Origin of the sequence: Bradyrhizobium sp. 170 (assembly GCF_023101085.1) — a bacterium.
Classification (GTDB): Bacteria; Pseudomonadota; Alphaproteobacteria; order Rhizobiales; family Xanthobacteraceae; genus Bradyrhizobium.
Map to the genome: position 1 here is coordinate 6,441,574 of NZ_CP064703.1, position 23,990 is coordinate 6,465,563.

23 protein-coding genes are annotated in these 23,990 nt (G+C 61.0%); 14 read left to right on the forward strand and 9 right to left on the reverse strand.

What is annotated here, in order from left to right; genetic code table 11:
• Positions 1-183: 183 nt before the first annotated feature.
• The 5 genes from IVB05_RS30080 to IVB05_RS30100 all read left to right on the forward strand — a co-directional run bounded on the left by IVB05_RS30080 (position 184) and on the right by IVB05_RS30100 (position 3,439).
• On the forward strand, positions 184-963 hold the full coding sequence (locus IVB05_RS30080) for an acyltransferase (RefSeq protein ID WP_247779619.1): 780 nt from the start codon (positions 184-186) through the stop codon (positions 961-963).
• 216 nt (positions 964-1,179) lie between these two features.
• A complete protein-coding gene (gene rpsD / locus IVB05_RS30085; RefSeq protein ID WP_247779621.1) occupies positions 1,180-1,797 on the forward strand; it encodes a 30S ribosomal protein S4 in 618 nt (205 codons plus the stop codon).
• Between the two features lie 83 nt (positions 1,798-1,880).
• The gene (locus IVB05_RS30090; RefSeq protein ID WP_247779623.1) at positions 1,881-2,096 is read left to right on the forward strand and encodes a hypothetical protein; all 216 of its coding nucleotides are present in this window, start codon (positions 1,881-1,883) and stop codon (positions 2,094-2,096) included.
• A gap of 16 nt (positions 2,097-2,112) precedes the next feature.
• Entirely contained in the window at positions 2,113-2,310 is a 198-nt protein-coding gene (locus IVB05_RS30095) for a hypothetical protein (protein ID WP_346771793.1), read from the forward strand.
• Between the two features lie 61 nt (positions 2,311-2,371).
• Positions 2,372-3,439 (forward strand): threonine aldolase family protein, encoded by a 1,068-nt coding sequence (locus IVB05_RS30100; protein ID WP_247779627.1) that lies wholly within the window; start codon positions 2,372-2,374, stop codon positions 3,437-3,439.
• A 6-nt stretch (positions 3,440-3,445) separates the two neighbouring features.
• On the opposite strand, the gene IVB05_RS30105 is transcribed toward IVB05_RS30100, so the two are convergent.
• Positions 3,446-5,014 carry a beta-(1-6) glucans synthase gene (locus IVB05_RS30105; RefSeq protein WP_247779629.1) on the reverse strand — a complete coding sequence of 523 codons (1,569 nt, stop codon included), beginning with the start codon at positions 5,012-5,014 and terminating at the stop codon, positions 3,446-3,448.
• Between the two features lie 236 nt (positions 5,015-5,250).
• Here IVB05_RS30105 and IVB05_RS30110 point away from each other — a divergent pair, with 236 nt between their 5' ends.
• Entirely contained in the window at positions 5,251-6,732 is a 1,482-nt protein-coding gene (locus IVB05_RS30110; RefSeq protein ID WP_247779630.1) for a GH1 family beta-glucosidase, read from the forward strand.
• A gap of 22 nt (positions 6,733-6,754) precedes the next feature.
• Here IVB05_RS30110 and IVB05_RS30115 read toward each other — a convergent pair whose 3' ends face one another.
• Positions 6,755-8,059 carry a serine hydrolase domain-containing protein gene (locus tag IVB05_RS30115; protein ID WP_247779632.1) on the reverse strand — a complete coding sequence of 435 codons (1,305 nt, stop codon included), beginning with the start codon at positions 8,057-8,059 and terminating at the stop codon, positions 6,755-6,757.
• Positions 8,040-9,323, reverse strand: a complete 1,284-nt coding sequence (locus IVB05_RS30120) for a serine hydrolase domain-containing protein (RefSeq protein ID WP_247779634.1) — start codon at positions 9,321-9,323, stop codon at positions 8,040-8,042. Before IVB05_RS30120 ends, IVB05_RS30115 begins: the two co-directional genes overlap by 20 nt.
• Before the next feature lie 178 nt (positions 9,324-9,501).
• On the opposite strand from IVB05_RS30120, the gene IVB05_RS30125 reads away from it, so the two are divergent.
• Positions 9,502-10,110: a hypothetical protein gene (locus tag IVB05_RS30125; RefSeq protein WP_247779636.1), complete on the forward strand. Its 609-nt coding sequence runs from the start codon at positions 9,502-9,504 to the stop codon at positions 10,108-10,110.
• Positions 10,111-10,112: 2 nt separating this feature from the next.
• Here the strand turns inward: IVB05_RS30125 and IVB05_RS30130 are convergent, their stop codons facing one another.
• Positions 10,113-10,667: an O-acetyl-ADP-ribose deacetylase gene (locus IVB05_RS30130; protein WP_247787122.1), complete on the reverse strand. Its 555-nt coding sequence runs from the start codon at positions 10,665-10,667 to the stop codon at positions 10,113-10,115.
• Positions 10,664-11,002, reverse strand: coding sequence for a Grx4 family monothiol glutaredoxin (grxD, locus tag IVB05_RS30135; RefSeq protein WP_247779638.1), 339 nt, complete (start codon positions 11,000-11,002; stop codon positions 10,664-10,666). Before grxD ends, IVB05_RS30130 begins: the two co-directional genes overlap by 4 nt.
• A gap of 290 nt (positions 11,003-11,292) precedes the next feature.
• On the opposite strand from grxD, the gene egtB reads away from it, so the two are divergent.
• Positions 11,293-12,543: an ergothioneine biosynthesis protein EgtB gene (egtB, locus tag IVB05_RS30140; RefSeq protein WP_247779640.1), complete on the forward strand. Its 1,251-nt coding sequence runs from the start codon at positions 11,293-11,295 to the stop codon at positions 12,541-12,543.
• A gap of 47 nt (positions 12,544-12,590) precedes the next feature.
• The gene (egtD, locus tag IVB05_RS30145) at positions 12,591-13,562 is read left to right on the forward strand and encodes an L-histidine N(alpha)-methyltransferase (RefSeq protein WP_247779642.1); all 972 of its coding nucleotides are present in this window, start codon (positions 12,591-12,593) and stop codon (positions 13,560-13,562) included.
• Between the two features lie 38 nt (positions 13,563-13,600).
• Here the strand turns inward: egtD and IVB05_RS30150 are convergent, their stop codons facing one another.
• The 3 genes from IVB05_RS30150 to IVB05_RS30160 all read right to left on the reverse strand — a co-directional run bounded on the left by IVB05_RS30150 (position 13,601) and on the right by IVB05_RS30160 (position 15,879).
• A complete protein-coding gene (locus IVB05_RS30150; RefSeq protein ID WP_247779643.1) occupies positions 13,601-13,900 on the reverse strand; it encodes a hypothetical protein in 300 nt (99 codons plus the stop codon).
• Between the two features lie 509 nt (positions 13,901-14,409).
• On the reverse strand, positions 14,410-15,597 hold the full coding sequence (locus tag IVB05_RS30155) for a low temperature requirement protein A (RefSeq protein ID WP_247779645.1): 1,188 nt from the start codon (positions 15,595-15,597) through the stop codon (positions 14,410-14,412).
• 27 nt (positions 15,598-15,624) lie between these two features.
• Positions 15,625-15,879: a BolA family transcriptional regulator gene (locus IVB05_RS30160; protein ID WP_247779647.1), complete on the reverse strand. Its 255-nt coding sequence runs from the start codon at positions 15,877-15,879 to the stop codon at positions 15,625-15,627.
• A gap of 184 nt (positions 15,880-16,063) precedes the next feature.
• Between IVB05_RS30160 and IVB05_RS30165 the strand changes: the two genes are divergently transcribed.
• Positions 16,064-16,423, forward strand: coding sequence for a DUF427 domain-containing protein (locus tag IVB05_RS30165; protein WP_247779649.1), 360 nt, complete (start codon positions 16,064-16,066; stop codon positions 16,421-16,423).
• Positions 16,424-16,592: 169 nt separating this feature from the next.
• Positions 16,593-17,777 carry an acyltransferase gene (locus tag IVB05_RS30170; RefSeq protein WP_247779651.1) on the forward strand — a complete coding sequence of 395 codons (1,185 nt, stop codon included), beginning with the start codon at positions 16,593-16,595 and terminating at the stop codon, positions 17,775-17,777.
• Positions 17,778-17,871: 94 nt separating this feature from the next.
• On the opposite strand, the gene purL is transcribed toward IVB05_RS30170, so the two are convergent.
• On the reverse strand, positions 17,872-20,079 hold the full coding sequence (purL, locus tag IVB05_RS30175) for a phosphoribosylformylglycinamidine synthase subunit PurL (protein WP_247779653.1): 2,208 nt from the start codon (positions 20,077-20,079) through the stop codon (positions 17,872-17,874).
• A gap of 437 nt (positions 20,080-20,516) precedes the next feature.
• Here purL and IVB05_RS30180 point away from each other — a divergent pair, with 437 nt between their 5' ends.
• From IVB05_RS30180 to IVB05_RS30190, 3 genes are all read left to right on the forward strand, one after another.
• Entirely contained in the window at positions 20,517-22,319 is a 1,803-nt protein-coding gene (locus IVB05_RS30180) for a restriction endonuclease (protein WP_247779655.1), read from the forward strand.
• Positions 22,320-22,571: 252 nt separating this feature from the next.
• Positions 22,572-23,060 carry a PaaI family thioesterase gene (locus tag IVB05_RS30185; RefSeq protein ID WP_247779657.1) on the forward strand — a complete coding sequence of 163 codons (489 nt, stop codon included), beginning with the start codon at positions 22,572-22,574 and terminating at the stop codon, positions 23,058-23,060.
• Entirely contained in the window at positions 23,050-23,979 is a 930-nt protein-coding gene (locus IVB05_RS30190; RefSeq protein WP_247779658.1) for an EamA family transporter, read from the forward strand. Before IVB05_RS30185 ends, IVB05_RS30190 begins: the two co-directional genes overlap by 11 nt.
• Positions 23,980-23,990: the final 11 nt, after the last annotated feature.

Here is a 23,990-nt window from a genome sequence, read left to right on the forward strand (position 1 = left end):
CCCTTCAAGGCCCTTGCGGTTTACGTCGCCTCGGGGGGGGGCGCCGCCGGGCTTACCGGGCGATCCCGGATACGAACCTTCTGGCGTCAAAACGCCTTGTTCGTGCTAGATGAGGTGATGGCAGGCAGCTTGGGCGGCCTGCCGGCTTTTTGATTGATCCATTGCGGAAACCCCGGCGGAGCGATGCGCGGAACGGTTCGAAAAATCACACTACCGCGCCGCCTGGTCGCCGACCTCATGCACGCGTCGCTCCGCGTGCCCTTTGTTTCGCTCGCGCGTCCGCTTCATATCCGCGCCCTCCAGGAAGCCCGCGCGCAGGCCGCCGAGCGGCCGGGCTGGGCCGCGATCTTCGTCAAGGCATTCGCGCTGGTGGCGAAGGAAGAGCCGGTGCTGCGCACCCTCTACGTCAAATGGCCGATGCCCGCCTTTTACGAACTGCCCCGCAGCGTCGCGATGGTGGCAATCGCCAGGGTCGAGGACGGCCAGGATTGCGTACTGCCGCAAAAGGTCGCTGCACCGGATGAAATGCCGCTTGCCGAGGTCGATGCCATGATCCGGCACGCCAAGGAGGCGCCGATCGACGAGGTGCCGGCGTTCCGGAAGATTTTGCGGACCACCCGGCTGCCGCTGCCGCTACGCCGCCTGTTCTGGGCGATCGGGCTGAATTTCGGCCGCCAGCGGGCCAATTATTTCGGCAGTTTTGGCGTGACCTCGGTGGCCGCCTATGGCACCGGCCAGCTCCACGCCATCAGCCCCGGGCCGTTTGTCGTGAGCTATGGGGTGGAAAAGCCTGACCAGACCATTGATGTCGTGCTGCGCTGGGATCACCGGATTACCGACGCCGCCCCGATGGCCAGGGCGCTAAACCGGCTGGAACAGGTGCTGAACGGTGAAATTGCCGCCGAATTGCGGGCAAACCGGCAGCAAAGCGAGCCCAAACCGGTCCGGGCCGTCGCGACCTGACCGGGGCCGATTTGGCCCGGAAACTGGGCCGTTTTCGTTGACAGAACGGCGGTTTCTCCCTAAGAACCCGCTTGCTCGCGGGCCGATTTCGGCCCGCGTTGCGTTTCGCGACCCGTGGTCTTCCCCGAGCTTTCGAGGCGGACCTGTCGGCCCCGGCCATGCCGGTGCACAGGAGGGCGCGTTTCCTCAATACTCAAACCTAATGCAGAGGACGCGATGACAAAGCGCAGTGAGGCGAAATACAAGATCGATCGCCGTATGGGCCAGAATATCTGGGGCCGCCCGAAGAGCCCCGTGAACCGCCGTGAATACGGTCCCGGCCAGCACGGCCAGCGCCGCAAGGGCAAGCTGTCCGACTTCGGCGTGCAGCTCCGCGCCAAGCAGAAGCTCAAGGGCTACTACGCCAACATTTCCGAGCGCCAGTTCCACGGCATCTATGTCGAGGCCGGCCGGATGAAAGGCGACACCGGTGAAAACCTGATCGGCCTCCTGGAGCGCCGCCTCGACACCGTGGTCTATCGCGCCAAGTTCGTGGCGACGATGTTCGCCGCGCGCCAGTTCATCAACCATGGCCACATCAAGGTGAACGGCCGCCGCGTCAACATTTCGAGCTACAAGCTCAAGCCCGGCGACCTCATCGAGATCAAGGAATCCTCCAAGCAGCTCACCCCGGTTCTGGAAGCAAGCCAGCTCGGCGAGCGCGACGTGCCCGACTTCATCGAAGCCGATCACGGCAAGATGACTGCAAAATTCACCCGCATCCCCGCGCTGTCGGACGTGCCGTTCGCGGTGCAGATGGAGCCGCATCTGATCGTCGAATTCTATTCGCGCTGATCGGTTTTCAGTTCCGAGATATCAAAGGCCCCGGTTTTTCCGGGGCCTTTTTGTTTATGGCTGGTTCGGGTTACAATCGCCTGATGTCGCAGACGACCGACAAACCGACCCGCGTCATGCCTTCGGCCGCACCGACCGAAGCCGAACTTGCTGCCTGGGCTGACCTCCCCCGGGACGAGCAGGTCCGCCGCTATCAAGAGATGTTCAAGCATCCCGATTGCAACACCTTCACCACAGACACGCCCGACGAGATCCTGGCCGCTGCCCGAAAGCGAGTAGCTGCTCGACGCCATGGCTGAGTACAGGCTTACGCAGATGATCAAGATTTCAAACTTCGATGCTGCAGATTGTCTCAGGAGTCCGCAGGCGATGGCCGACTGCCTTTCGGAGGCGCTGGCGACGGACGATCCCGAATTCATCTGCGATGCGCTTGATACGATCGCGCGGGCCGAGGGTATGACGCAGATCGCGGGCTTAGGCTCGTTGCCGAACCCATTGACGAAAACAAGGTAGCTTAAACGGCGCGCTGATTGTCGGCCATAACCATAACAATGTGAGCGAGAGAGAATCCTCCATGCACTACACCCCTGCCCCGCGCGATCCCAAGGCTGACCCCATCCGCATCAACCTGCTGTCTGATACGCAGACGCGCCCCACACAAGCGATGCGCGAAGCGATGGCGCGGGCCGAGGTTGGCGACGAACAGATCGGCGACGATCCGACGGTGAACTTGCTGTGCGAACGTGTTGCTGACCTGCTCGGCAAGGAAGCGGCCGTGTTCATGCCGTCGGGCACCATGTGCAACGTCGCGGCTACGCTCTCCCATTGCCGGCCGGGGGACGAAATTCTCGCCCATGCCAGCGCGCATATCATTGCGCGCGAAGGCGGCGCGCATGCGGCCCTTGGCGGATTCCAGATCACGCCGCTGCCGGGCGACGACGGGCAATTCGCGCCGGAGACATTCCGCGCCGCGCTGCACCCGCGCTCGCGCTACCAGCCGCCGCAGACCGTCGTCAGCGTCGAGCAGACCGCCAATATCGGTGGTGGCACGATCTGGAAGAAAGCGGCACTTGATGAGGTGGTAAAGATCGCCAAGGCGCACGGGCTCATCACCCATATGGACGGCGCGCGGCTGCTGAATGCCTGCATAGCTACCGGGATATCGGCGCGCGATATGGCCGCGGGCTGGGATTCCGCATGGATCGATTTCTCAAAAGGCCTCGGCGCGCCGATCGGCGGCGTGATTGCGGGTTCGCGCGCCTTCATCGATGACGTCTGGCGCTGGAAACAGCGGCTCGGCGGGTCGATGCGGCAAGCCGGCATTGCTGCAGCCGCTTGCGTCTACGCGCTTGACCATCACGTCGACCGCCTCGCCGACGATCACGCCAATGCGCGTGCGCTGGCGCGCGGGCTGTCGCAGATCAACGGCATCGAGGTGCAGCAACCCGAGACCAATCTGGTGTTCTTCAAGCCTGACGGCGCCGGCGTCGCCGGCGACAAAATGGTCGAGGCCTTGCGCAAGCGCGGCGTTCTGCTCGCGATGATGGACGGCCGCATTCGCGCCTGCACCCATCTCGACGTCAGCGCTGCGATGATCGAGGAGACGGTCGGCATCGTGCGCGAGATCGCACGCGGGGCGTGAGCGAACTCAGGCAACAGCAGCAGTGCGCGCCCGCCACAGCGCACTGCCGAGCAGGACATACACTGCCGCGGTCCACATCGCCTGCCAGTTCTCGAACCCTTCGTTGAAGACGACATAGACCGCCGCCATGGCGAACAGCCCGGCGAACACGGCCTCGGACAGCGGCCGCTCGCCGGATTTCGAACCGTTGAGGAATGCCAGCGTCCAGAACGGCACCACGGCCATGGTCAGGGCAGCGAAGGGGAAATCGCGCCAGCGCGCGTCGAATATCAGGCTGAGCGCGGTTTGCGCGGCAATGAGCGTCGTCACGATCAGCGTGACGCCCAGCATGTTGGCCATGAAGAACGGGGTCAGGCCCTTGGGCGGCCCCAACACTTCAAGAAACGACGGAAGGCCGCGCCCCGACATCAATGCATAGGTGGACAGCAGCGGCGCGGTCACTGCCGCCGCCAGCAAAAAGCCCTGAACCAGCCAACCGCCGAGCCCGTAGCTTTCGTGAAGCATCTTGTCGGCGCTCACGCCCAGCAGGATTCCGCTGGCAGACGCTGATACGGCGACCGCGAGCCACGATGCCAATGGCGTCGGCGCCGGCCGGCGCTTCAGCGTGACCATGGCTACGGCGAATACGCCGATGCAAAGAAGCAGCCCGCTTCCCATCTGCAGCTTCCAGAACGGATAGTTGCTGATGGCCACCCCGGCCGGATATTTCAGCTTGCGTTCGATCCCGTCGAACAATCCCCAATAGCCGCCCACCGTTCCTTCCCAACGGCGCTTCCACGGCTCGTCATAGGCCTCGAAAAAATTGACGCGAAAATTGTCCTGTCTCGCCCGCTCGAGAATTTGGGAAATGAAACGCGCCTGGTTGACGCGCGAAGCCAGCGCGCCGTCGCGCATCCGCCCATGGCTGGGCCAACCGGTCTCGCCGATCAGGATCTCCTTGCCGGGAAAGGCTGCCACCACCTGCTTGCGAATGCCGTCGACATGCGCGGCCGCATCCTCGGCGCGCGGCGGAACGTCCTCCCAATAAGGCAGGAAATGGGCGGTGACGAAATCGACGTCCTCGCCGACTTCGCGGTAACGCATCCAGAATTCCCAAACGTCGGCATAGGTCACCGGAACGTCCACGCGCGGCTTGACCGAACGGATAGTGTCCCGAAGATCGCCCACGGTCATATCGCCGCGCAGCAGTACTTCGCTGCCGACGATGATCGCCGCGACCGTGCCGGGATGATCCTTCACCAGCGAGACCGCGGTGTTGATCAGGAGCGCGTTCTTTGCGCGATCACGCCCGATCCAGACGCCGAGCAGAACCTTCAATCCGACCCTGGACGCAAGCTCGGGCACCTTGTCGAGCCCGTTGTCGATGGAATAGGTGCGGATGCATTTGGAGACCTTGGCAAGTTCGCGTAAGTCCTCCGCGATCTGCTCCGGGCTGACGATCAGCGTCGGATCATGCGGCGTCTGATCGCCCCTGAACGGCGCGTAGGAAACGCACTCCAGCTTCGCCGCGTCATCGATCGGCGCGCGCGTCAGCGCCACCGGTGTGGCCAGCCACCACCACACCGCGGCAACCATGCCCAGCGATACGAAGAAAAGCGCCAGCGGCGTGCGAAAGCCGATCGTCCTGCTCCCAAATCGGTGAATATATCCGCCTGTTTAGCGGCGCGCGGCAGCCCTGTCGACCCGCCGATATAGCCGGGCACAATTGCACCGAGACACGGAAGCGGTGATATTGGGCTTGCTTCAAACAAGAAGCATCAAGAGTAAGCCTTGTTTTTCTCAAAATGGATCCCGGTGCGGCGAGTGAAATGATGCCATTCAAGAGATTTTCAAGGCGGCAATTCGGCAGGATTGCGGGCTGGTCGGCGCTTGGCATGTCGATGCTGTCAGCCGGATCCGGACGGGCCCAATCGGACGCGGACAGCGAAACACGAAATCGAACCACCTCTTCCGGTTTTCCGAGCGGTTTTCTATGGGGTACGGCGACCTCGGCCTATCAGATCGAGGGGGCCGTGAACGAGGACGGCCGCGGTCCGTCGATCTGGGACCGCTTCGCCCACACGCGTGGCACCATCTCCGACAACAGCAATGGCGATACCGCGACCGACCATTATCATCTGTACAAGGAAGACATCCAGTTGATGAAGGCGCTCGGCGCAAAGGCCTATCGATTCTCGATTGCATGGCCGCGCGTCTTCCCGGACGGAGCCGGCGCGCCAAATCCAAAAGGCCTCGATTTCTATAACCGCCTTGTCGACGAGTTGTTGGCCAACGGCATCGCGCCGTTTGCGACGCTGTACCATTGGGACCTGCCGCAGGCGCTGCAGGATCGCTTCGGCGGCTGGACCTCGCGCGACACGTCCAAGGCATTTGCGGATTACGCAGGCCATGTCGCGGCGCGTCTGAGCGATCGCGTGACGAATTTCTTCACAATCAACGAATGCTCCCGGCTCGTTCATCTCGGCCACGGCATGGGCGCCGATGCGCCGGGCCTCAAACTATCCGAATCAGGATTGAAGCAGGTCCGTCATCACGTCGCGCTGGGCCACGGCCTTTCGGTTCAGGCGATCCGCGCCCATGGGCGTGCCGGAACGAGAGTCGGCCCGGCGGAAAATGCCGTGAGCTGCATCCCTGCCATCGAAACATCAGCCAATATCCGCGCCGCCGAGATGGCGACGCGCGAGCTCAACGCCGGCTATTTGACTGTGATGATGGAGGGAAAATATACCGATGCCTACCTGGCGCAGGCCGGCCATGACGCGCCGAAATTCACGCCTGAGGATTTGCGCGTCATTTCGACTCCGATCGATTTCGTCGGACTGAATGTGTACATGCCCGACCATTATGTCGTGGCCGCCGACAACGAACGCGGCTTCACGCTGGCGCCGTTTCCGGCCTCGTTTCCGCACATGAAAGCGAGCTGGCTCAGGCCCGGCCCCGAGGCGATGTACTGGGTGCCGCGCCACGTGGCAAAGCTGTGGAACGTGAAGTCGATCTACATCACCGAGAACGGAACGTCGGGAAGCGACCAGCCGGCCGCGGACGGGACTATCTACGACGTCGATCGCATCATGTACCTGCGCAATTATTTGACGCAGTTGCGGCGCGCGACGTCCGAGGGGGTGCCCGTGCTTGGATACTTCCTGTGGAGCCTGATGGACAATTTCGAATGGTCGGACGGATATGAACAGCGCTTCGGCCTCTACCATGTCGACTTCGAGACCAAGCGCCGGACGCCCAAGCTGAGCGCTTCATTCTATCGCGAGACGATCGCGCGAAACGCGGTGGCGTAGTCAGGCGATCGTCAATCCTTTATCAATCCTTGCGCAGGCCCTTGCCCAGCGCCTCAAACATCATCGTCTTCAGCGCCAGTTGGATCCGCCCGCCTTGCGTCGGAGCCTGCACCATGCAGACAACGAGCATGTCGTCCTGGGGGTCGACAAAATAGAAACTGCCGCCCGCACCGTCCCAGCGGTATTCGCCGAGCGGCCATGTCGTATTCGGCGGCGGTGAGGTGCGCACGGCAAAGCCGAGACCGAAGCCGCTGCTCGGGCCCGGGAAATAGAAGGGATCGTGAATGATCCTGGTCTCCGGCCCGATCTGATCCGACGTCATCAGCGCGACCGTTTCGGGCTTGAGGTACCGCTTGCCGTCCAGCTCGCCTCCATTCAGCAGCATTTGCAGGAAGCGGGCGTAGTCCCCGGCCGTCGAGACCAGGCCCGCTCCGCCGGATTCCCAGCGCCGCGGCAACGCCGGGTCCCTCATTCCGGCCACCCGAAAACGATCGACGGGAAATGCCTGGGCAATGCGCGACCACTTCGATTCATCTGCGACATAGTATGCGGTCTCGGACATGCCGAGAGGATCGAACAATCTTTGCTTTTCGAATTGAAACAGCGTTTGCCCCGAGGCCACCTCGATGACGCGGCCGAGCACGTCGGTTGAATGGCTGTAGTTCCAGCGCACTGCGGGCTGATCGGCGAGCGGCAGTGTCGCGATCCGGTCGGCGAATTCGGCGTTATCGAAGTCGCCGGCGTATAGCTGGGGTTTGGCATAGAGCTTCTGCACCGCGGTTTCGCCGAAGAAGCCGTAAGTGATACCCGACGTGTGCCGCAGCAGATCCCTGATCGTGATCGGGCGCTTCAACGGCTCGAGCTTAAGCGGATACTGTCCTGCTTCATCGGAAAGATCGACGCCGACTTTCGCATCCGCAAAGGCGCGAATGTATTTCGACACGGGATCATCGAGGGCCAGCTTGCCGTCGTCGACCAGCATCATTGCGGCAACCGACGTGACGGCTTTCGACATCGAATAGATCTGGAAAATCGTGTCCGGCGTCATCGGCTGGCCGGTCGCCGGATCGCGCACGCCGAAACTTTGCAAATAGACCGGCTTGCCGTGCTGCTGGATCAGCAGGACTGCGCCGGGAATCTTGCCGGTCGTGACTTCGTTGCGAACGTAGTCGGCGATCTGTTCAAGGGCCGCGCGTGAGAAAGTTGGCGCATTCGGCGCTTTCGGCTCGGCTCGCACGTCGCGCAGCCATCCGGCGGCCAGGAGAATGGCCAGCGCCGCTACAATAAGGGTGCGCCCTGCGGCGCCGCTAGTTCTCCAGCGCTTCATAGACCAACTGCTTCAGCGTCCGCTGGACGCGCTGGCGCTCTGTCGGCGTCTGCTCCAGCACCACGAAGAACATGTCCTGCTTGCGGTCGACCACCATATAGCAGCCGGCCGCGCCGTCCCATTTCAGTTCGCCGAGCGATCCCGGCGGCGGCGGCTTGGCGTTGCCGGGGTCGGTGCGCACGGCGAGCCCAAGCCCCATGCCGAAACCGTCACCGGGGAAATAGTAATGGTCCCGCGCAACACCAGAGCCCTTGCCGGCATGGTCCGATGTCATCAGCTCGAACGTCTTCGGGCTGAGATAGGTCTTGCCCTCGAACGTACCGCCATTGAGCAGCATTTGCGCAAATTTCGAGAAGTCCGACATGGTCGAAACCATGCCGCCGCTGGCGGATTCCCACTTCTGGCGAACCTCGGTCCTGTACAGGCGGCCGACCCGGAAATCACTGTCGTTCGGCAACGGCTGGGCGAGCCGCTGCAGCCTCTCCGGTTCGGTAACGAAGAAGCCGGTGTCGGTCATGCCGAGCGGATCGAGCAGTTTTTCCTTTTCGATCTCGAGCAATGATTTGCCGGACACGATCTCCATGATCCGCGCCAGGATGTCGGTGGAATGGCCGTATTGCCAGAGCGCTCCCGGCTGGTTGTGCAGCGGCAGCCTGGCGATCCGCTCGGCTAATTCGGCAAGGTCGAATTCGCCCGCATAGATGTTGGCCTCCTTGTAGGCCTTGCGCACCAGACTGTCGCCGTAGAAGCCATAGGTGATGCCGGAGGTATGACGCATCAGGTCGAGAATGGTAATAGGCTTGGTCAGCGCCACCAGTTCGAGCGTCTTGGTACCGTCCTCGGCCTTTTTCTCCTCACCGACCTTCATATTGGCGAAGGAGGGAATGTACTTCGAAACGGGATCGTCGAGCTTGATCTTGCCGTCCTGGATCAACTGCATCGCTACGACAGAGGTGATCGCCTTGGTCAACGAAGACAGGCGGAAGATGGTCTTGTCATTGATCGGCGTCTTGGACACCACGTCCTGAACGCCGAAGGTTTCGTGATAGACAGGCTTGCCGTGCTGCTGGATCAGGACATTCGCGCCGGCGATCTTGCCGGTCGACACCTCGTTCTTGAAGAACTCGGTGATCTTCGCAAGCTTGTCCTGGTTGAAACGCGCGCCTGCGGGAATATCGAATGTGCCTTCGGCGCGAACCGGCGGCGCTGCCGCCAGCATCAGCGCGCTACAGGCGAGCGCGCGCAGCAATACACGTGAATTCATTGGACCCCTCCGGAATTCGAAGGGCAGTGTAACGAACGCGTGATCAGGCACAAGGCCTGCCGAAGGCCGTTTGTCCATTCCCTAATCATCCGCCGTTCCGGTGAGAAATGATGCTATATCAGGAATCCTCGACGTTTTCAGGTTGATCTGTTCGGGGCGCTCTGGAGCACATCGCCGGATGTTCAAGCTAATTTCGGCTCCGATACGAAGCTTGGTCAGATTTCCTCTAGTTCAATTCGCCATTGTGGTTGGACTAATTCTGTGGCTGCAAGCGGCTGACGATAAATCGATATCCGGCCAAATCTTCAACGGCCTCGACAAGCTCGTAGAGTCCACGGTGCAAATGACTTCCGCAATGTTCACTGTAAAGTCTTTCACCAGATCCTGGCTCACATTTGGTTTTATGATTGCATACGTCTATCTCGTTTGGTTTCTAGCACTGTGGCTTGTGCGCCTTTTGACCGGCGCCGCGGTTGACTTCGCGGGTCGGCGTAACTTGCTCTATCTGAGAGGCTCCATCGCGCGAGAACGTGGGATTGGGGCTTATCGCGCTTGGGTGCCGTTGGAGAGGATTAGACCTCCCGGCGTTCCTCAGCGAGAGTGGGAAGAGAAATTTGCATGGCCGGCCAATAATTCGCCGCCTTATCCGCCGCTCGGATACCGCGTGTTGCGCGGGTTTTCTTTCTATGCGGCCTCGATCTTGATTGTGGTTCTTCTGCTGCAATTTTTCACGCCGTTCCCGGTCCTGACCTGGATTACCGGATGGCCGACGGCGAAAGCGCTGTAACTCTAATCCGCGGCAGGGCTACCATATGCGGAAAGTGCCTCCTCATGCAGATCGCCGCTGCCCCTGGAAAAGCAGCAAAATATGACGCGGGTCAGCGAGGGCGCCGACGGCAGCGCTTTTACCGTCGTGGTGACCGCAATTTTCGCGGCACGTTCTGTTGGAAATCGGAAGACGCCGGTCGAAATCGCGGGAAACGCCACAGATTCGAGATTGTTGTCACGGCAAAGCTCGATCGCACGGCGATAGCACGAGGCGAGCTGCTCATCCTCCCCACGATTACCACCGTACCAGATCGGCCCGACGGCATGGATCACATGACGCGCTGGAAGGAGATATCCCTTGGTGATTTTGGCGTCGCCGGTTTCGCAGCCATTGAGCGTGCGGCACTCAGCCAGCAACTCGGCCCCGGCCGCTTCATGGATCGCGCCATCGACGCCGCCCCCGCCGAGCAGCGACGAATTCGCGGCGTTGACGATGGCGTCAACGCGCAGCGTGGTGATGTCGGCAACAATGACTTCCACCCGCGCCTTGCCGATCTGGCGCGCGGGAACGCTCAGGCCGAAGCCGCCGCGCTGACGGTGACGCCCTTGTCGGCGAACAGCTGCTGCAATTCACCGGCCTGGAACATCTCGCGGATGATGTCGCAGCCGCCGACGAATTCGCCCTTGACGTAGAGCTGCGGGATCGTCGGCCAGTTCGAATATTCCTTGATGCCATTGCGAAGTTCGGCGGATTCCAGGACGTTCAGGCCCTTGTAGCCGACGCCGACGTGGTCGAGGATCTGCACCACCTGGCCGGAGAAACCGCACTGCGGAAACTGCGGCGTCCCCTTCATGAACAGCACGACGTCGTTCGACTTCACTTCGTTGGCGATAAATTGTTCGATGCTCATATTCGCTTCCTTTTGGGGCACAGCGCCCGGCGGGCCGGCTCGTCCCGTGTAACTTGGTTACTTGCCATATATGTAGCCCAAAGCGTTGTGCATCCAAAGTAAAATGGCGGGCATCTGGCATGCCCGGACCCGCTTGAGGCCCCCGGCACGGCCCGCGCTCATAGTCTGACGGCATTAATATCATCGCGGGGGAAGGCTTTTTTCCCGGAACGGAACCCCTATTTAGGACGGACTGCCCGCCGGGAACCAGTTTCCCGGGCCAACGTTCTCTCCCTTGACCGGAGACACCAGTGACGAAACCAGTAGCCGCCGCCGAGTTCGCGCCCCCCGCCCCGTCACTTTTTTCCGATTCAGGCACCCTCGCCCAGAATTTGGTGGAGGCCTATCTGGCCGTCCGCGGCGAGACCGAGCGCCGGGCCGCGCCCTTGAGCCCCGAGGACCAGCTGATCCAGTCGATGCCGGACGCCAGCCCGGCCAAATGGCATCGCGCCCATACCACCTGGTTCTTCGAGCAATTCCTGCTCGGCGAGCATTGCGAGGGTTACCAGCCGTTCCACCCGGACTACGCGTTTTTGTTCAATTCCTACTATGTCAGCGCCGGTCCGCGGCATGCCCGTCATCAGCGCGGGCATTTGACCCGCCCGAGCGCCGACGAGGTCACCGCCTATCGCCGGCATGTCGACGCCGCCGTGGTCAAGTTCTTCCAGACCGCCGGCGAGGAGCGCCTCGCCAAGCTCGCACCACTGGTCGAGGTCGGCCTCAACCACGAACAGCAGCATCAGGAATTGATGCTGACCGACATCCTGCACGCCTTTGCGCAAAACCCGATCCCGCCGGCATACGATCCGTCATGGCGCTTCCCGGCGTCGCATCGCGGCGGCGATGAATGGGTCACCCTCAACGAGGGCATCCACACCGTAGGCCACAGCGACGACAGCTTCCATTTCGACAATGAAAAGCCCGCGCACCGCGCCCTCGTCGGCCCGGTCAGGCTCGCCCGCAACCTCGTCACCAATGCCGAATGGCTCGCCTTCATGAAGGACGGCGGATACGGCACGGCTACGCTGTGGCTGATGGACGGTTTTGCCACGGTCACTAATGAAGGCTGGGAGGCCCCCGGCCACTGGCGCCAGGTCGACGGCGAATGGCGGATCATGACGCTCGGCGGGTTACAGCCGGTCGACCCTTCAGCCCCGGTCAGCCATGTCAGCTATTACGAGGCGGACGCGTTCGCACGCTGGGCCGGCCGCCATCTGCCGACCGAAATGGAGTGGGAGGTCGCCGCCCGCGCCGGCCACCTCAACGACGCCTTCGGCATCGTCTGGCAGTGGACCCGCAGCGCCTATTCCCCCTACCCCGGCTACCGCGCCATCGAGGGCGCGCTCGGGGAATATAACGGCAAGTTCATGGTCAACCAGCTGGTGCTGCGCGGCTCCTCGCTTGGAACTCCACCCGGCCACAGCCGTATCACCTATCGCAACTTCTTCTATCCCTTCCATCGCTGGCAATTCACGGGGTTACGCCTCGCCGATTACGCCTGAAATTTCCGATCATCGAAGCGCGCCGGAAGCGCGTTCAGGAGAGTATCATGAATGTGCACGCCGCCGCTTTGGCCCAAAGCTACCCGTTCGATGAGCAGACCTCGGCCTTCGCCGGAGATGTGATCGGCGATCTGTCGCAATTTCCCAAGCGCCTGTCGCCGAAATATTTCTATGACGCGACGGGCTCGGAGCTGTTCGAGCAGATCACGGTTCTTCCGGAATATTATCCGACCCGCACCGAGCTCGGCATCTTGCGCAACCGCGGCGACGAGATCGCGGATATCATTCCGAAGGGCGCAGCACTGGTGGAATTCGGCGCCGGCGCGACCACCAAGGTCCGCCTGCTGCTGGAGCGCTGCGATTTCGGCGCCTATGTCCCGGTCGACATTTCCGGCGACTTCCTGAACGCGCAGGCCAGCACCTTGCGCAAGGATTTTCCCGAACTCGGCGTCCATCCGGTTGCCGCCGATTTCACCGCGCCGTTTGCGCTGCCGGCCGAAATCGAAGGGATGCCCAAGGTCGGGTTCTTTCCGGGATCGACGCTCGGCAATTTCGAGCCGCACGAAGCACAAGCCTTCCTGCGCAGCGCGCGCGAAATTCTCGGCGAAGGCGCGCAGATGATCATCGGCGTCGATCTCGAAAAGAACGAGCGGGTGCTTTACGATGCCTATAACGACGCTGCCGGCGTCACCGCGCGATTCAATCTCAACGTTCTGGTCCGCATCAACCGCGAGCTCGGCGGCAATTTCGACGTTTCCGCCTTCATGCACCGCTCGGTCTATAACCGCGAGCGCCATCGCATCGAGATGCACCTGATCGCCAAGAAGGCGCAGACCGTTCGCATCCTGGGGCGGAATTTTTCATTCCGCCCGGGCGAGAGCATCCACACCGAGTCGAGCTACAAATACAGCCTCGACCGCTTCACCGCTCTGGCGCGCGACTCCGGCTGGTCGGTACGGGAATCCTGGACCGACCGCGACCGGATGTTTTCGGTTCACGCGCTGGCGGCGTCAGCCTGAGGAGTGGTCGCAAGCTTTGCAGTTCGGGTCTTTGCAGTTCATGTCTTGCAGTCCGATCTCCTGCGCTCCGGTCGCATCCTGCGTGTTGGAGCGATCCGGGGCGCGGCGGATATCCAGTCATCGAATAGTCGGTCTGCACCCAGCAGCCACGCGTGAATGATCCGCCACTTGTCCTGTCCGCGAGACTGGAAGTCCAACAGCGGCGATCCGGCGTCCTGCAGTTCGTGGAAGAACTTCAACGAGTCTTTTCCAGTGGGCCTGTCCTGCTCGATCGACTGCGTCAATATCCAGCGATCCCACTCCTGAATGATGCGTACTCTTGCTTCACTTTGTTTCATAGGCGCGTATTCCCGCCACGGCAGCCCCGTGGGCACTGAGTGAATCGCGCTGGTCTAGGTCTGATGGAAAGGTGCTACGCCGCCGCGCGTCCCCGCACCTTTGCCGCGCCCACTATAGACAAACTTCTTAACAAATCTTCATCTTTATCGATCCGCCCGCAAAACGCTCCATCTGCGCTTCCGTTTGCCCTTCGAAACGTCCAACTTTTGACGCGGACTCAGTCGAATTTCTGCGGCAGGCTCGGCTAGGGGTGAGTTCGTGCCATGGGGATGTCAGTCATGGGAAATGCGTATCCAACGTCCGGCCATCGGAGGGAATTTTCCAGCTCGTCGTCCGTTCACGCGGACTCGGCTTGGGATCAAGAGGCGGACACCGAACGGGCGTCCCTCATCGAGGAGAACGCCAGACTGCGGGCGCTCGTCGTGCAATTGTCAACTCTCGTTCTTCGAAACGTCGTCGATCAGCACAACACCTCGCCAATCATGCCGGTCAGGCGATCGCTGCCTGATTAAGGGTGCTGCTCTGCCGGACCGGATTGCAGCGAGATCGATTCCCACACCGCGACCCCGATCATGATCGCGGTGGTCAGAATCGATAGCATTAGCGGCGACAGCTCGCTTGCGAACCAGGCGAGCACGCAGAGTGCGACGATACCGGCCCCATGCGAGAGCTGAAGGAAGCCGCGAAAGCTGTGCTTGAACAGGACGGTCCCGAACAGAAACAGCAAGGGACCTCCGATCGCGCTTATCACCGTCTTGAGATCGGAATGCCCGCTCGGGTGTTTGAGCACGAGCTCGTCGGCCACCGCCGCCACGATGATGCCGGCAACGATCGGCATGTGCAGATAGGTATAGGCCAGACGCGCCAGCCTTCCCGGCTCGCTCGATTTTGAAAGCTGCTCTGAGCCGGCCTCCGCACCGATGTGGAAATAGATCCACCACATCGCGAGGCTGCCCACAAAGGCTGCGACGAACGCCAGAACGTTTTCGGTCGTCCAGGTGAGTTCGGCAAAGGTCGCACCTATTACGACGATGGATTCGCCGAGCGCGATGATGATGAAGAGCGCACAGCGCTCGGCCATGTGGCCGCCTTCGATCGTCCAGTCTGCGACGGAGGACGCGCCATATCGGGGAATCCAGAACCGCACCGCCGGCGAAATATATTCGATGGCAAGCGCAATGGCCCACAGCGTCAACCGCGACTGACCTTCCACCACCCCGCCGGCGATCCAGAAGATCGCCGACATCGAAAGCCAGGCGGCGATCCGGATGGCATTCATGCGTGCCCGCGGGCGCGACGGCGGCGTGGACAACCATAGAAATATCGTCTTGCCGACCTGCATCGCCGCATAGGCGATGGCGAACCACAATCCCCGCGCTTCAAACGCGGCCGGGATCGAGGTCGACAGCACCAGCCCGCCAAGCATCATCGCAAACAGCAGCAGCCGGACCGGGGTCTTTTCGGGATTGAGCCAGTTGGTGATCCAGGAAGTGAAAACCCACACCCACCACACCGCGAGAAACAGCACCGTGACTTGCAGCGCGCCCAGCAGCGAAAAATGGGCGAGCAGCGTGTGCGAGATCTGGGTAACCGCAAAGACGAAGACGAGGTCGAAGAACAGCTCGACGTAAGTGACGCGGCTGTGCTGGTGCGGCACGATCGGGCGAAACAGCGCCCCGTGCGGATTGTCCGTCATCGGTGCCCCCGCGTGGTTCGTCGGGGACTAGCCCTCCGGCACCCCGGGTCCGCTAGGTACCCCGGTCTGCAGCGCCAGCGCATGCAGCAAGCCGCCCATCTGACCCTTGAGCGACTGGTAGACGATCTGGTGCTGCTGCACGCGCGACTTGCCGCGGAAGGATTCCGAGATCACGGTCGCGGCGTAGTGGTCGCCGTCGCCTGCGAGATCGCGGATCGTCACCTCGGCATCGGGGATAGCTGCCTTGATCATCGATTCGATATCGTGGGCGTCCATCGGCATCCAGCATGTCTCCGTCAGGTATTTCGAATCACGGCCGGCTCGCGCGACCGTGACAGCCGAACCTAGCGCGTACGCTCTTCTAGGTCACGCCTGGTGGCACTATATTCCCGGCCGAACCGTTTGACACCGCGAGATCTGGTCGCGCCCGATCATTTCGGGCTGACTGAAAAAGAGGCTCAAAATCATGAAATTGCCCGGTCCCGACCATCCGATCACGATTACGGCAAACCCCAGGCGCGTCCGGGTATCGGTGGGCGGCTTGGTGATCGCCGATACCAGCCGCGCGCTGACCCTGAAGGAAGCCAGTTATCCGGCAGTGCAATATGTGCCGCGCGAGGATGCCAATATGGCTGTCCTGGCCCGTACCGAGCGGACCACGCACTGTCCCTACAAGGGGGACGCGAACTATTTCAGCATCAATGCCAACGGCAAGCGGATCGAAAATTCGATCTGGACCTATGAGACGCCCTTCCCGGCCATGGCCGAGATCGCGGGCCATCTGGCGTTCTACCCGGACAAGGTGACGATCGAGGAAATGGCGTAGGCCCTCTCCCATCTGTCATCGCCGGGCATAGGCGTCTGTTCGGCGCAAAATACGTAGACTTGTCTGCACTGCCGGCCATTCCGTCGTAAAGGGCAGCAAACATTCGGCCTTGCTGAATCGGGTTCCCGGCCGCAACATTCAGCACGAACAGCCTGGCCGGGAGGCGCACATGACATCGATTTCCGCCGTGGGGCATGCCGACGCAGCCGCAGTGCCCAAGGTCAAATCGCGAAACCCTTCGCTCGACCGCGCCCGCACCTTCCTGACGCTGGTGGTGCTGCTGCACCACGCCGTCATCCCCTATACCTATTTCGGTCACACCGATCCGAAGTACTTCTTCGGCTTCGACATGATCGTGCTCGCCACCGACAGTTTCTTCATGGCGATGTTCTTTTTCCTGTCGGGACTGTTCGCCTGGTCTGGCATCGCCCGGAAGGGACCGCTGAACTATTTGCAAGATCGCCTGGTTCGGCTCGGCCTGCCGTTCGTGATCTGCGCATTCACGGTCATTCCGCTCGCCTATTACGCGGCCTCACTGCGCCATCATCCCGAGATCGGCTTTTCGGAATACTGGTGGAATATGGTCACGAAGGGCCCGTGGCCGAGCGGGCCAATCTGGTTCCTTTGGGTCCTGCTCAGTTTCGACGTGGTGGCCTGCATCTTGTATCGGCTGTCACCCAACATGCTCGATCCGATCAACCGCCTCTCGCTGCACGGTCGTCGCCGGCCCGCAGTGTTCTTCGCGGTCATGCTTGCCGTCACCGCTGCGTTCTACATTCCCGGGCTGGTTCACTACGGACCAGCCAGTTGGTTCGAGTTCGGGCCGTTCTCGGTCCAGCACGGGCGCGTGATGCTATACGCGACTTACTTCTTTTTCGGCGCCGGCATCGGCGTTGCGCAAATGGATCGCGGGCTGCTCGCTGCAGACGGCCGGATGGCGAAGGTCAGCTGGGACTGGATGGTGCTGGCGATCGTTCCGTATTGCCTCTTGTGGGTGCTGATCTTCATCAAGCGCGAAATACTGGGCAACCCGTCGCCGTTGCCGGACTGGTATGAAGCGCTCTATGCCATCTGCTTCACTGTCTTCAGCGTGGCCGTCATGTTTCTGATCCTGGCCTTTTTCCAGAGGTTCAGGCAATCAGGCTCAGCCAAGCTGCTCGATCCGATGCAGGCGGACGCCTACGGCATGTTCCTGGTGCACTACCCGATCGCGCTGTGGCTGCAATACTGGCTGTTCGACTACGACCTGCCGGCGATCATCAAGGCGACGATTGGATTCGTACTGACGGTCGCGTTCAGCTGGGCGCTGACGCGCGCGTTGCGGCAGATTCCGGGAGCGACCAAGGTGCTGTGAAGGTCCGTAGCCCGGATGGAGCGAAGCGCAATCCGGGACCGGTATCGCCGCGAAATCCCCGGATTGCGCTGCGCTCCATCCGGGCTACAGGCGCCTACGACGCCTTGCCGCTCATATAGGCCGGCAGCCAGTGCTCGAACGCTGACTTGAGCGCGTTCACCGCCAGCGGCGCCTCACCCGCAACCGCAATCGCATCGCCGCCCGTGGTGCCGATCCGCGCGCAAGGCACGCCCGCGCCTTTCATCTTGGCCAGCACCAGGCCGGCATCCGCCGCTGATACCGTCACGATGTAGCGCGCTTGATCCTCGCCGAACCAGTAGGCGTGCGGCACGATCGAGCTCGATGCCGCCAATAGCTGCGCGCCGATACCGCTTGCCATCGCCATCTCGGCGAGCGCGATCAGCAAGCCGCCGTCGGAAACGTCGTGCACCGCGGTCGCAGTGCCGGCGTGGATCATGCCGCGCACCACGTCGCCATTGCGTTTTTCGGCAGCCAGATCGACCGGCGGCGGCGCGCCCTCTTCGCGGCCGCAGATATCGCGCAGGTACACCGACTGCCCGAGCCAGCCTTGGGTGTCGCCGATCAAGAGGACCGCTTCACCTGCGGCCTTGAACGCCAGCGTGGCGGATTTCGTGAAATCGTCGAGCAGGCCGACGCCGCCGATCGAGGGCGTCGGCAGGATGCCGCGGCCGTTGGTTTCGTTGTAGAGCGAGACGTTGCCGGAGACGACCGGGAAATCGAGCGCACTGCAGGCCTCCGAAATCCCCTTCAGGCAGCCGACGAACTGGCCCATAATCTCCGGGCGTTCCGGATTGCCGAAATTCAGATTGTCGGTGATCGCCAGCGGACGGCCGCCAACCGCCGTGATGTTGCGCCAGGCTTCCGCCACCGCCTGCTTGCCGCCTTCAAACGGATCCGCCTCGCAATAGCGCGGCGTCACGTCGACGGTGAGCGCGAGCCCCTTCGGCCCATCCTCGACACGCACCACCGCGGCATCGCCGCCGGGACGCTGCACGGTATTGCCGAGAATGACGTGGTCGTATTGCTCCCAGACCCATCGCTTCGAGCACAGCTCGGGCGTCGCAATCAGTTTTTCCAGCGCCGCCGAAATGCCGATCGGCGGGTTCACCTCGCGCGCCTGCAGCACCGGCAACGCCGCGGACGCAACATGCGGGCGGTCATAGACCGGCGCCTCGTCGCCCAATTCCTTGATCGGCAGGTCGGCCATGACGTCGCCGCCATGTTTCACCACGAAGCGCTTGCTCGGCGTGGTGTAGCCGACGACGGCGAAATCCAGCCCCCACTTCTTGAAGATCGCTTCGGCCTCTTGCTCCTTCTCGGGCTTGAGCACCATGAGCATGCGCTCCTGGCTTTCCGAGAGCATCATCTCATAGGCGCTCATGCCGGTTTCGCGCGTCGGCACCGCATCGAGATTGAGATCGACGCCGAGATCGCCCTTGGCGCCCATCTCCACCGCCGAGCACGTCAGGCCCGCCGCGCCCATGTCCTGGATCGCGATCACGCAATCGGCTTCCATGATTTCGAGGCAGGCTTCCAGCAGCAGCTTTTCCGCGAAGGGATCGCCGACCTGCACCGTCGGCCGCTTCTCGGCGGAATCGTCGTCGAACTCGGCCGAGGCCATCGAGGCGCCGTGAATGCCGTCACGCCCGGTCTTGGAGCCCAAATAGACAATCGGCATGTTCACGCCGGATGCCGCCGCATAGAAAATCTTGTCGGTGTCGGCGAGGCCAACCGCCATCGCGTTGACCAGGATATTGCCGTCATAGCGGGTGTGGAAACGCACCTGCCCGCCAACCGTCGGCACGCCGAACGAATTGCCGTAGCCGCCCACGCCAGCGACCACGCCCGAAACCAGATGGCGCGTTTTGGGGTGTTCCGGCGCGCCGAAGGAGAGCGCATTGAGGCACGCGATCGGCCGCGCGCCCATCGTGAACACGTCGCGCAGAATGCCGCCAACGCCCGTGGTCGCGCCCTGATACGGCTCGATATAGCTCGGGTGGTTGTGGCTCTCCATCTTGAAGATGACCGCCTGCCCGTCGCCGATGTCGATGACGCCGGCGTTCTCGCCCGGTCCCTGGATCACCCACGGCGCCTTGGTCGGCAGCCCCCGCAAATGGATGCGCGAGGACTTGTACGAGCAGTGCTCGTTCCACATCGCCGAGAAAATCCCGAGTTCAGTGAAACTCGGCACCCGCCCGATCAGCTTGAGGATGCGCTCATACTCGTCCGGTTTCAGGCCATGGCTGGCGACGAGTTCGGGGGTGATCTGGGGCTCGTTCATGGGTGCCTTAATAGGAAGATCGAGGGGGTGCGAAAAGGCCTTTTATGGCGCATTTCCACCCTGTCCAGAGCTTTGCGGGGGGCTGGCCATCGAAACTCGGCTAGGTCAACAGCCAAGCCAGCAAAAGACGCTCCGCCTGTTTGAAAGGGAGCCAACGATAGCACTGAGAGCAAGGATTTGGGGGCAATTTGCCGAAATGCGACGGATTTCGCCCAAACCATCACTTCGCCGCCACGTCCTCAACTTCGTGGGAGAACCCGACCTCCATTGACTTGCCGCCAAACCCGGATCGGCGCCGGGTGGCCATTTCAAGTGCGGTCGCATCGGCCATAACACGTCTCCCTCGCCTATAGGGACCGGTGCATCCGGGAGGCGATTCAACGTCCGCTACCCCCTGCAGATCTATGTATCCCAACGAAGGAACTATAGGAATTGGGATGACACAGCTTGATCTCGCGCGATGGTTGAGAACAAATAGACGGCATTTCAATAATCAAGTCCATGTCGCAATTATGTCCACCATTTACGCTCGATCAAAGTACATCAACGAAATTAAGATTGGCAGGCTCGAGGCCACTTACAGCGCGGATGGATCGCGCATCCTTCGTTATTCGATCGACTTCGTTCACAAGGGCCTCAATCTCCATAAGTTCTTGAGCGCCCCCGAATTGCTGGTGCTGCAGAACAAGGTAGACGCGCTCATCGCCACCTGGGACGAAAGGTATGACAAAGCTGTTGCTCTCGGTCAGGTATATTCTCAAAAGGCAAAAGCTGAACAAGCATCGATTGATGCCACCGAGGCCCTTCAAAACATCCAGAATATCTTGCTGACTGGTATCGAAAACGCGCTGCCGATTGACTGGGATCAACTCAAAGATACACGACGTTTCGACAAGCAATTGACTTTGCCGCCTCCTCCTGTGCCACCCCAGGCAGTCGAGTTACCGGAATTCGTTCCTCCAATAGTAACTTTTTGGCAGAAGCTATTTGGCAAGAGCGCCGAGATCATCGCGGCAGCTCGACAAGAACACGAATCACTTCTGGACAACATTCGCCAACGGAACGAGCAAGCAGTTAGAGCGCATTCAGAAAAGTGCAGCGAACAGGAAAGGCAGGCACATAGTGCGCGAACTAACTACGACTACGAAAAGAAGTCGTTCCACGACCAACAGTATCAGAATAACGCAAAGATAGATGATCTCGCCGCCGCTGTTTCACGTGGCGACGAAGAGGCCATCATCGAACAAATGACACTCGTATTGGATCGTTCTGACTACCACGATCTATTCGAGAAAGAACTAACGATCGAATATCAGCCATCCGAAGAGACGCTCCTGGTTGAATACCAGCTTCCCTCTCCCGACAAGATGCCACAGATCAAAGCAGTTAGATTTGTGAAAGCAACAGGAGAGCTTAGGGAGTCTTATCTTTCGGAACGCGATAAGGCCGCGAACTTTGACAGCGCGTGCTTTCAGATCTGCCTTCGAACTCTGCACGAAATTTTTGCGGCCGACGTCGCCAACAATGTCAGCAAAGTTCTTTTCAACGGCCACACTCAATACATCGACAAGGCTACGGGGCGGGACGTCGATGCCTGTATCATGTCAATTCTGGTTGAGCGGGAAGCCTTCTCGAATATCGATCTCCTTCGCATAGATCCCAAAGCCTGCTTCAAGAGTCTCAAGGGCGTTTCTGCCTCTACCTTATCGGCTCTCGCCCCTGTCGCTCCAATTTTGAAACTTAATAAACACGATGAGCGATTTATCGATGCACGCGACACCATTGGCGATATTGATGAGGCGACAAATCTAGCGGCCATGGATTGGGAAGACTTCGAGCATCTAGTACGTGGGCTCTTCGAAAAGGAATTTGCGCGGCGCGGCGGCGAGGTGAAGATTACTCAATCTAGCAGCGATGGTGGGGTCGATGCTGTTGCTTTTGACCCCGATCCCATCACCGGCGGGAAGATCGTCATTCAGGCCAAGCGTTACACCAAAACGGTCGGAGTATCAGCTGTTCGCGACTTGTACGGTACGATGCAACACGAGTCGGCCTCCCGAGGCATTCTCGTAACAACAGTTGACTTCGGACCAGATGCATACAAATTCTCTGCAGGCAAACCGATTACCCTTCTCACGGGTGCCAATCTACTCCATCTTCTCGACAAGCATGGTATCAAAGCCAAGATCGATATTCGAGAGGCGCGGAAGGTATTGAACCTACGAGATTATGGCCACTAGCGATTTCCTCCCGTAGTAGGTCATAAAGTCAATGCGTCGAGAGAGGCGTCGTGATGTAGTGTACTCGGCCATCTCGTTCGTATTGGGTTTGCGCCCCTAGCGATCCGAAGTCTCATCCTCCAGACTGGTCGGAATTGTCGTTCCTGACAGCGCTTCGAAGAGGCGTTCGGGCGGTCGGCAGGCATGTTGTATTGCACTGCGCGGGAAGATCGGATTTAAGGGCGGAAACACCCAATTGAAGGGCCATTTTTAGTGAACGACCTCCCCAAAAACGCATTCCAACAGCGCCCCGACCTGCATGCCGAAACCGAGGGCGAATTTGCGGGCTGGCGGACCTGGACCCGCGACAGTTTTGAGACTCATAACGGCCCGTTCTGGCACCGGATGGACGAAAACGGCCGCGTGCAATGCGCGTTCCGGGTCGATAAGAAGCACCTCAACGGGCAGCGCAACGTCCATGGGGGCTGCTTCATGTCGTTCGCCGATTACTGTCTGTTTGCGATCGCCTCCTCCGTGCTGGAGGGACCGGGCGTCACGGTGTCGTTCGCCTGCGAGTTTCTCGACGCCGCGCGCGAGGGCGAACTGGTCGAATGCGAGGGCGAAATCACCCGCGCCGGCGGCTCGCTGATCTTCCTGCGCGGTGTGCTGAAATCCGGCGAACGGTCACTGTTCACCTTCTCCGGCACCATCAAGCGGGTGAAGTGGAAGAAGCCGGCAGGCACAGGCCCCGTTGCCACCTGACGCGCCACAGGTCCGCCGCGGCTGGCGCGATTATGCGTTGCTGCTCGCGCTGGCTTGCTGCTGGAGTTCGACCTATCCGCTGACCAAGATCGGCCTCGGCTCATTTCCGCCGATAACCTTCATCTCGGTACGCTCGCTGATTGCGGCAGGCTTTCTGCTGGTGATCCTGCGCTTCCGCGCCATCCCGATGCCTGTGGAAGCCAGGGCCTGGAAGCTGTTCGCCCAGCAGCAGACCATCAATTCGACGTTTCCGTTCCTGCTGATCACCTGGGCGCAGCAATATGTGCCGGCGTCAAATACGGTGGTGCTGGCCTCGACGACGCCGATCTTCGCCTTTCTCATCACCTGGGGCATTACGCGGCACGAGCCGGCGACGCTGCTCAAGCTTGCCGGCGCCATTCTGGGGCTTGTCGGAACGGCCGTGATCATCGGCCTCGATGCGCTCGCGACACTCGATGCTAATATTCTTGCCGAGATCGTCATCCTGATCGCCACCATCTCGTTTGCTTGCGCCACGATCTTCGGGCTGCGGCTGACCGACTACGACCCGATGGTGGTGGCCGCGGGCTCGCTGCTGTTCGGCGGCACCGTGCTGTTGCCGTTCGCGCTGATCGTGGACCATCCCTGGACCTTGCGGCCGACGGCCGAGGCGCTGGTTGCCACGACCGCGATGGGAATATTCTCGAGCGCCTTCGGCCTGATGCTGTTCTACATGTGCCTGACACGGCTCGGCACGCTGACCACCAACGCGCAAGGCTACTTGCGCATCCCGATCGGCGTCGCGCTGTCGGTGGTCCTGCTCGGCGAATCCGTGCCGGCGAACCTGGCGCTCGGACTCGTGCTCGTCATGGCGGGGGTAGCGGCCATGACGATTCCGAAAGACGCTTACAGGCGATGGCTCAAGCGGCCCAGACGATAGTCATCCGTCGA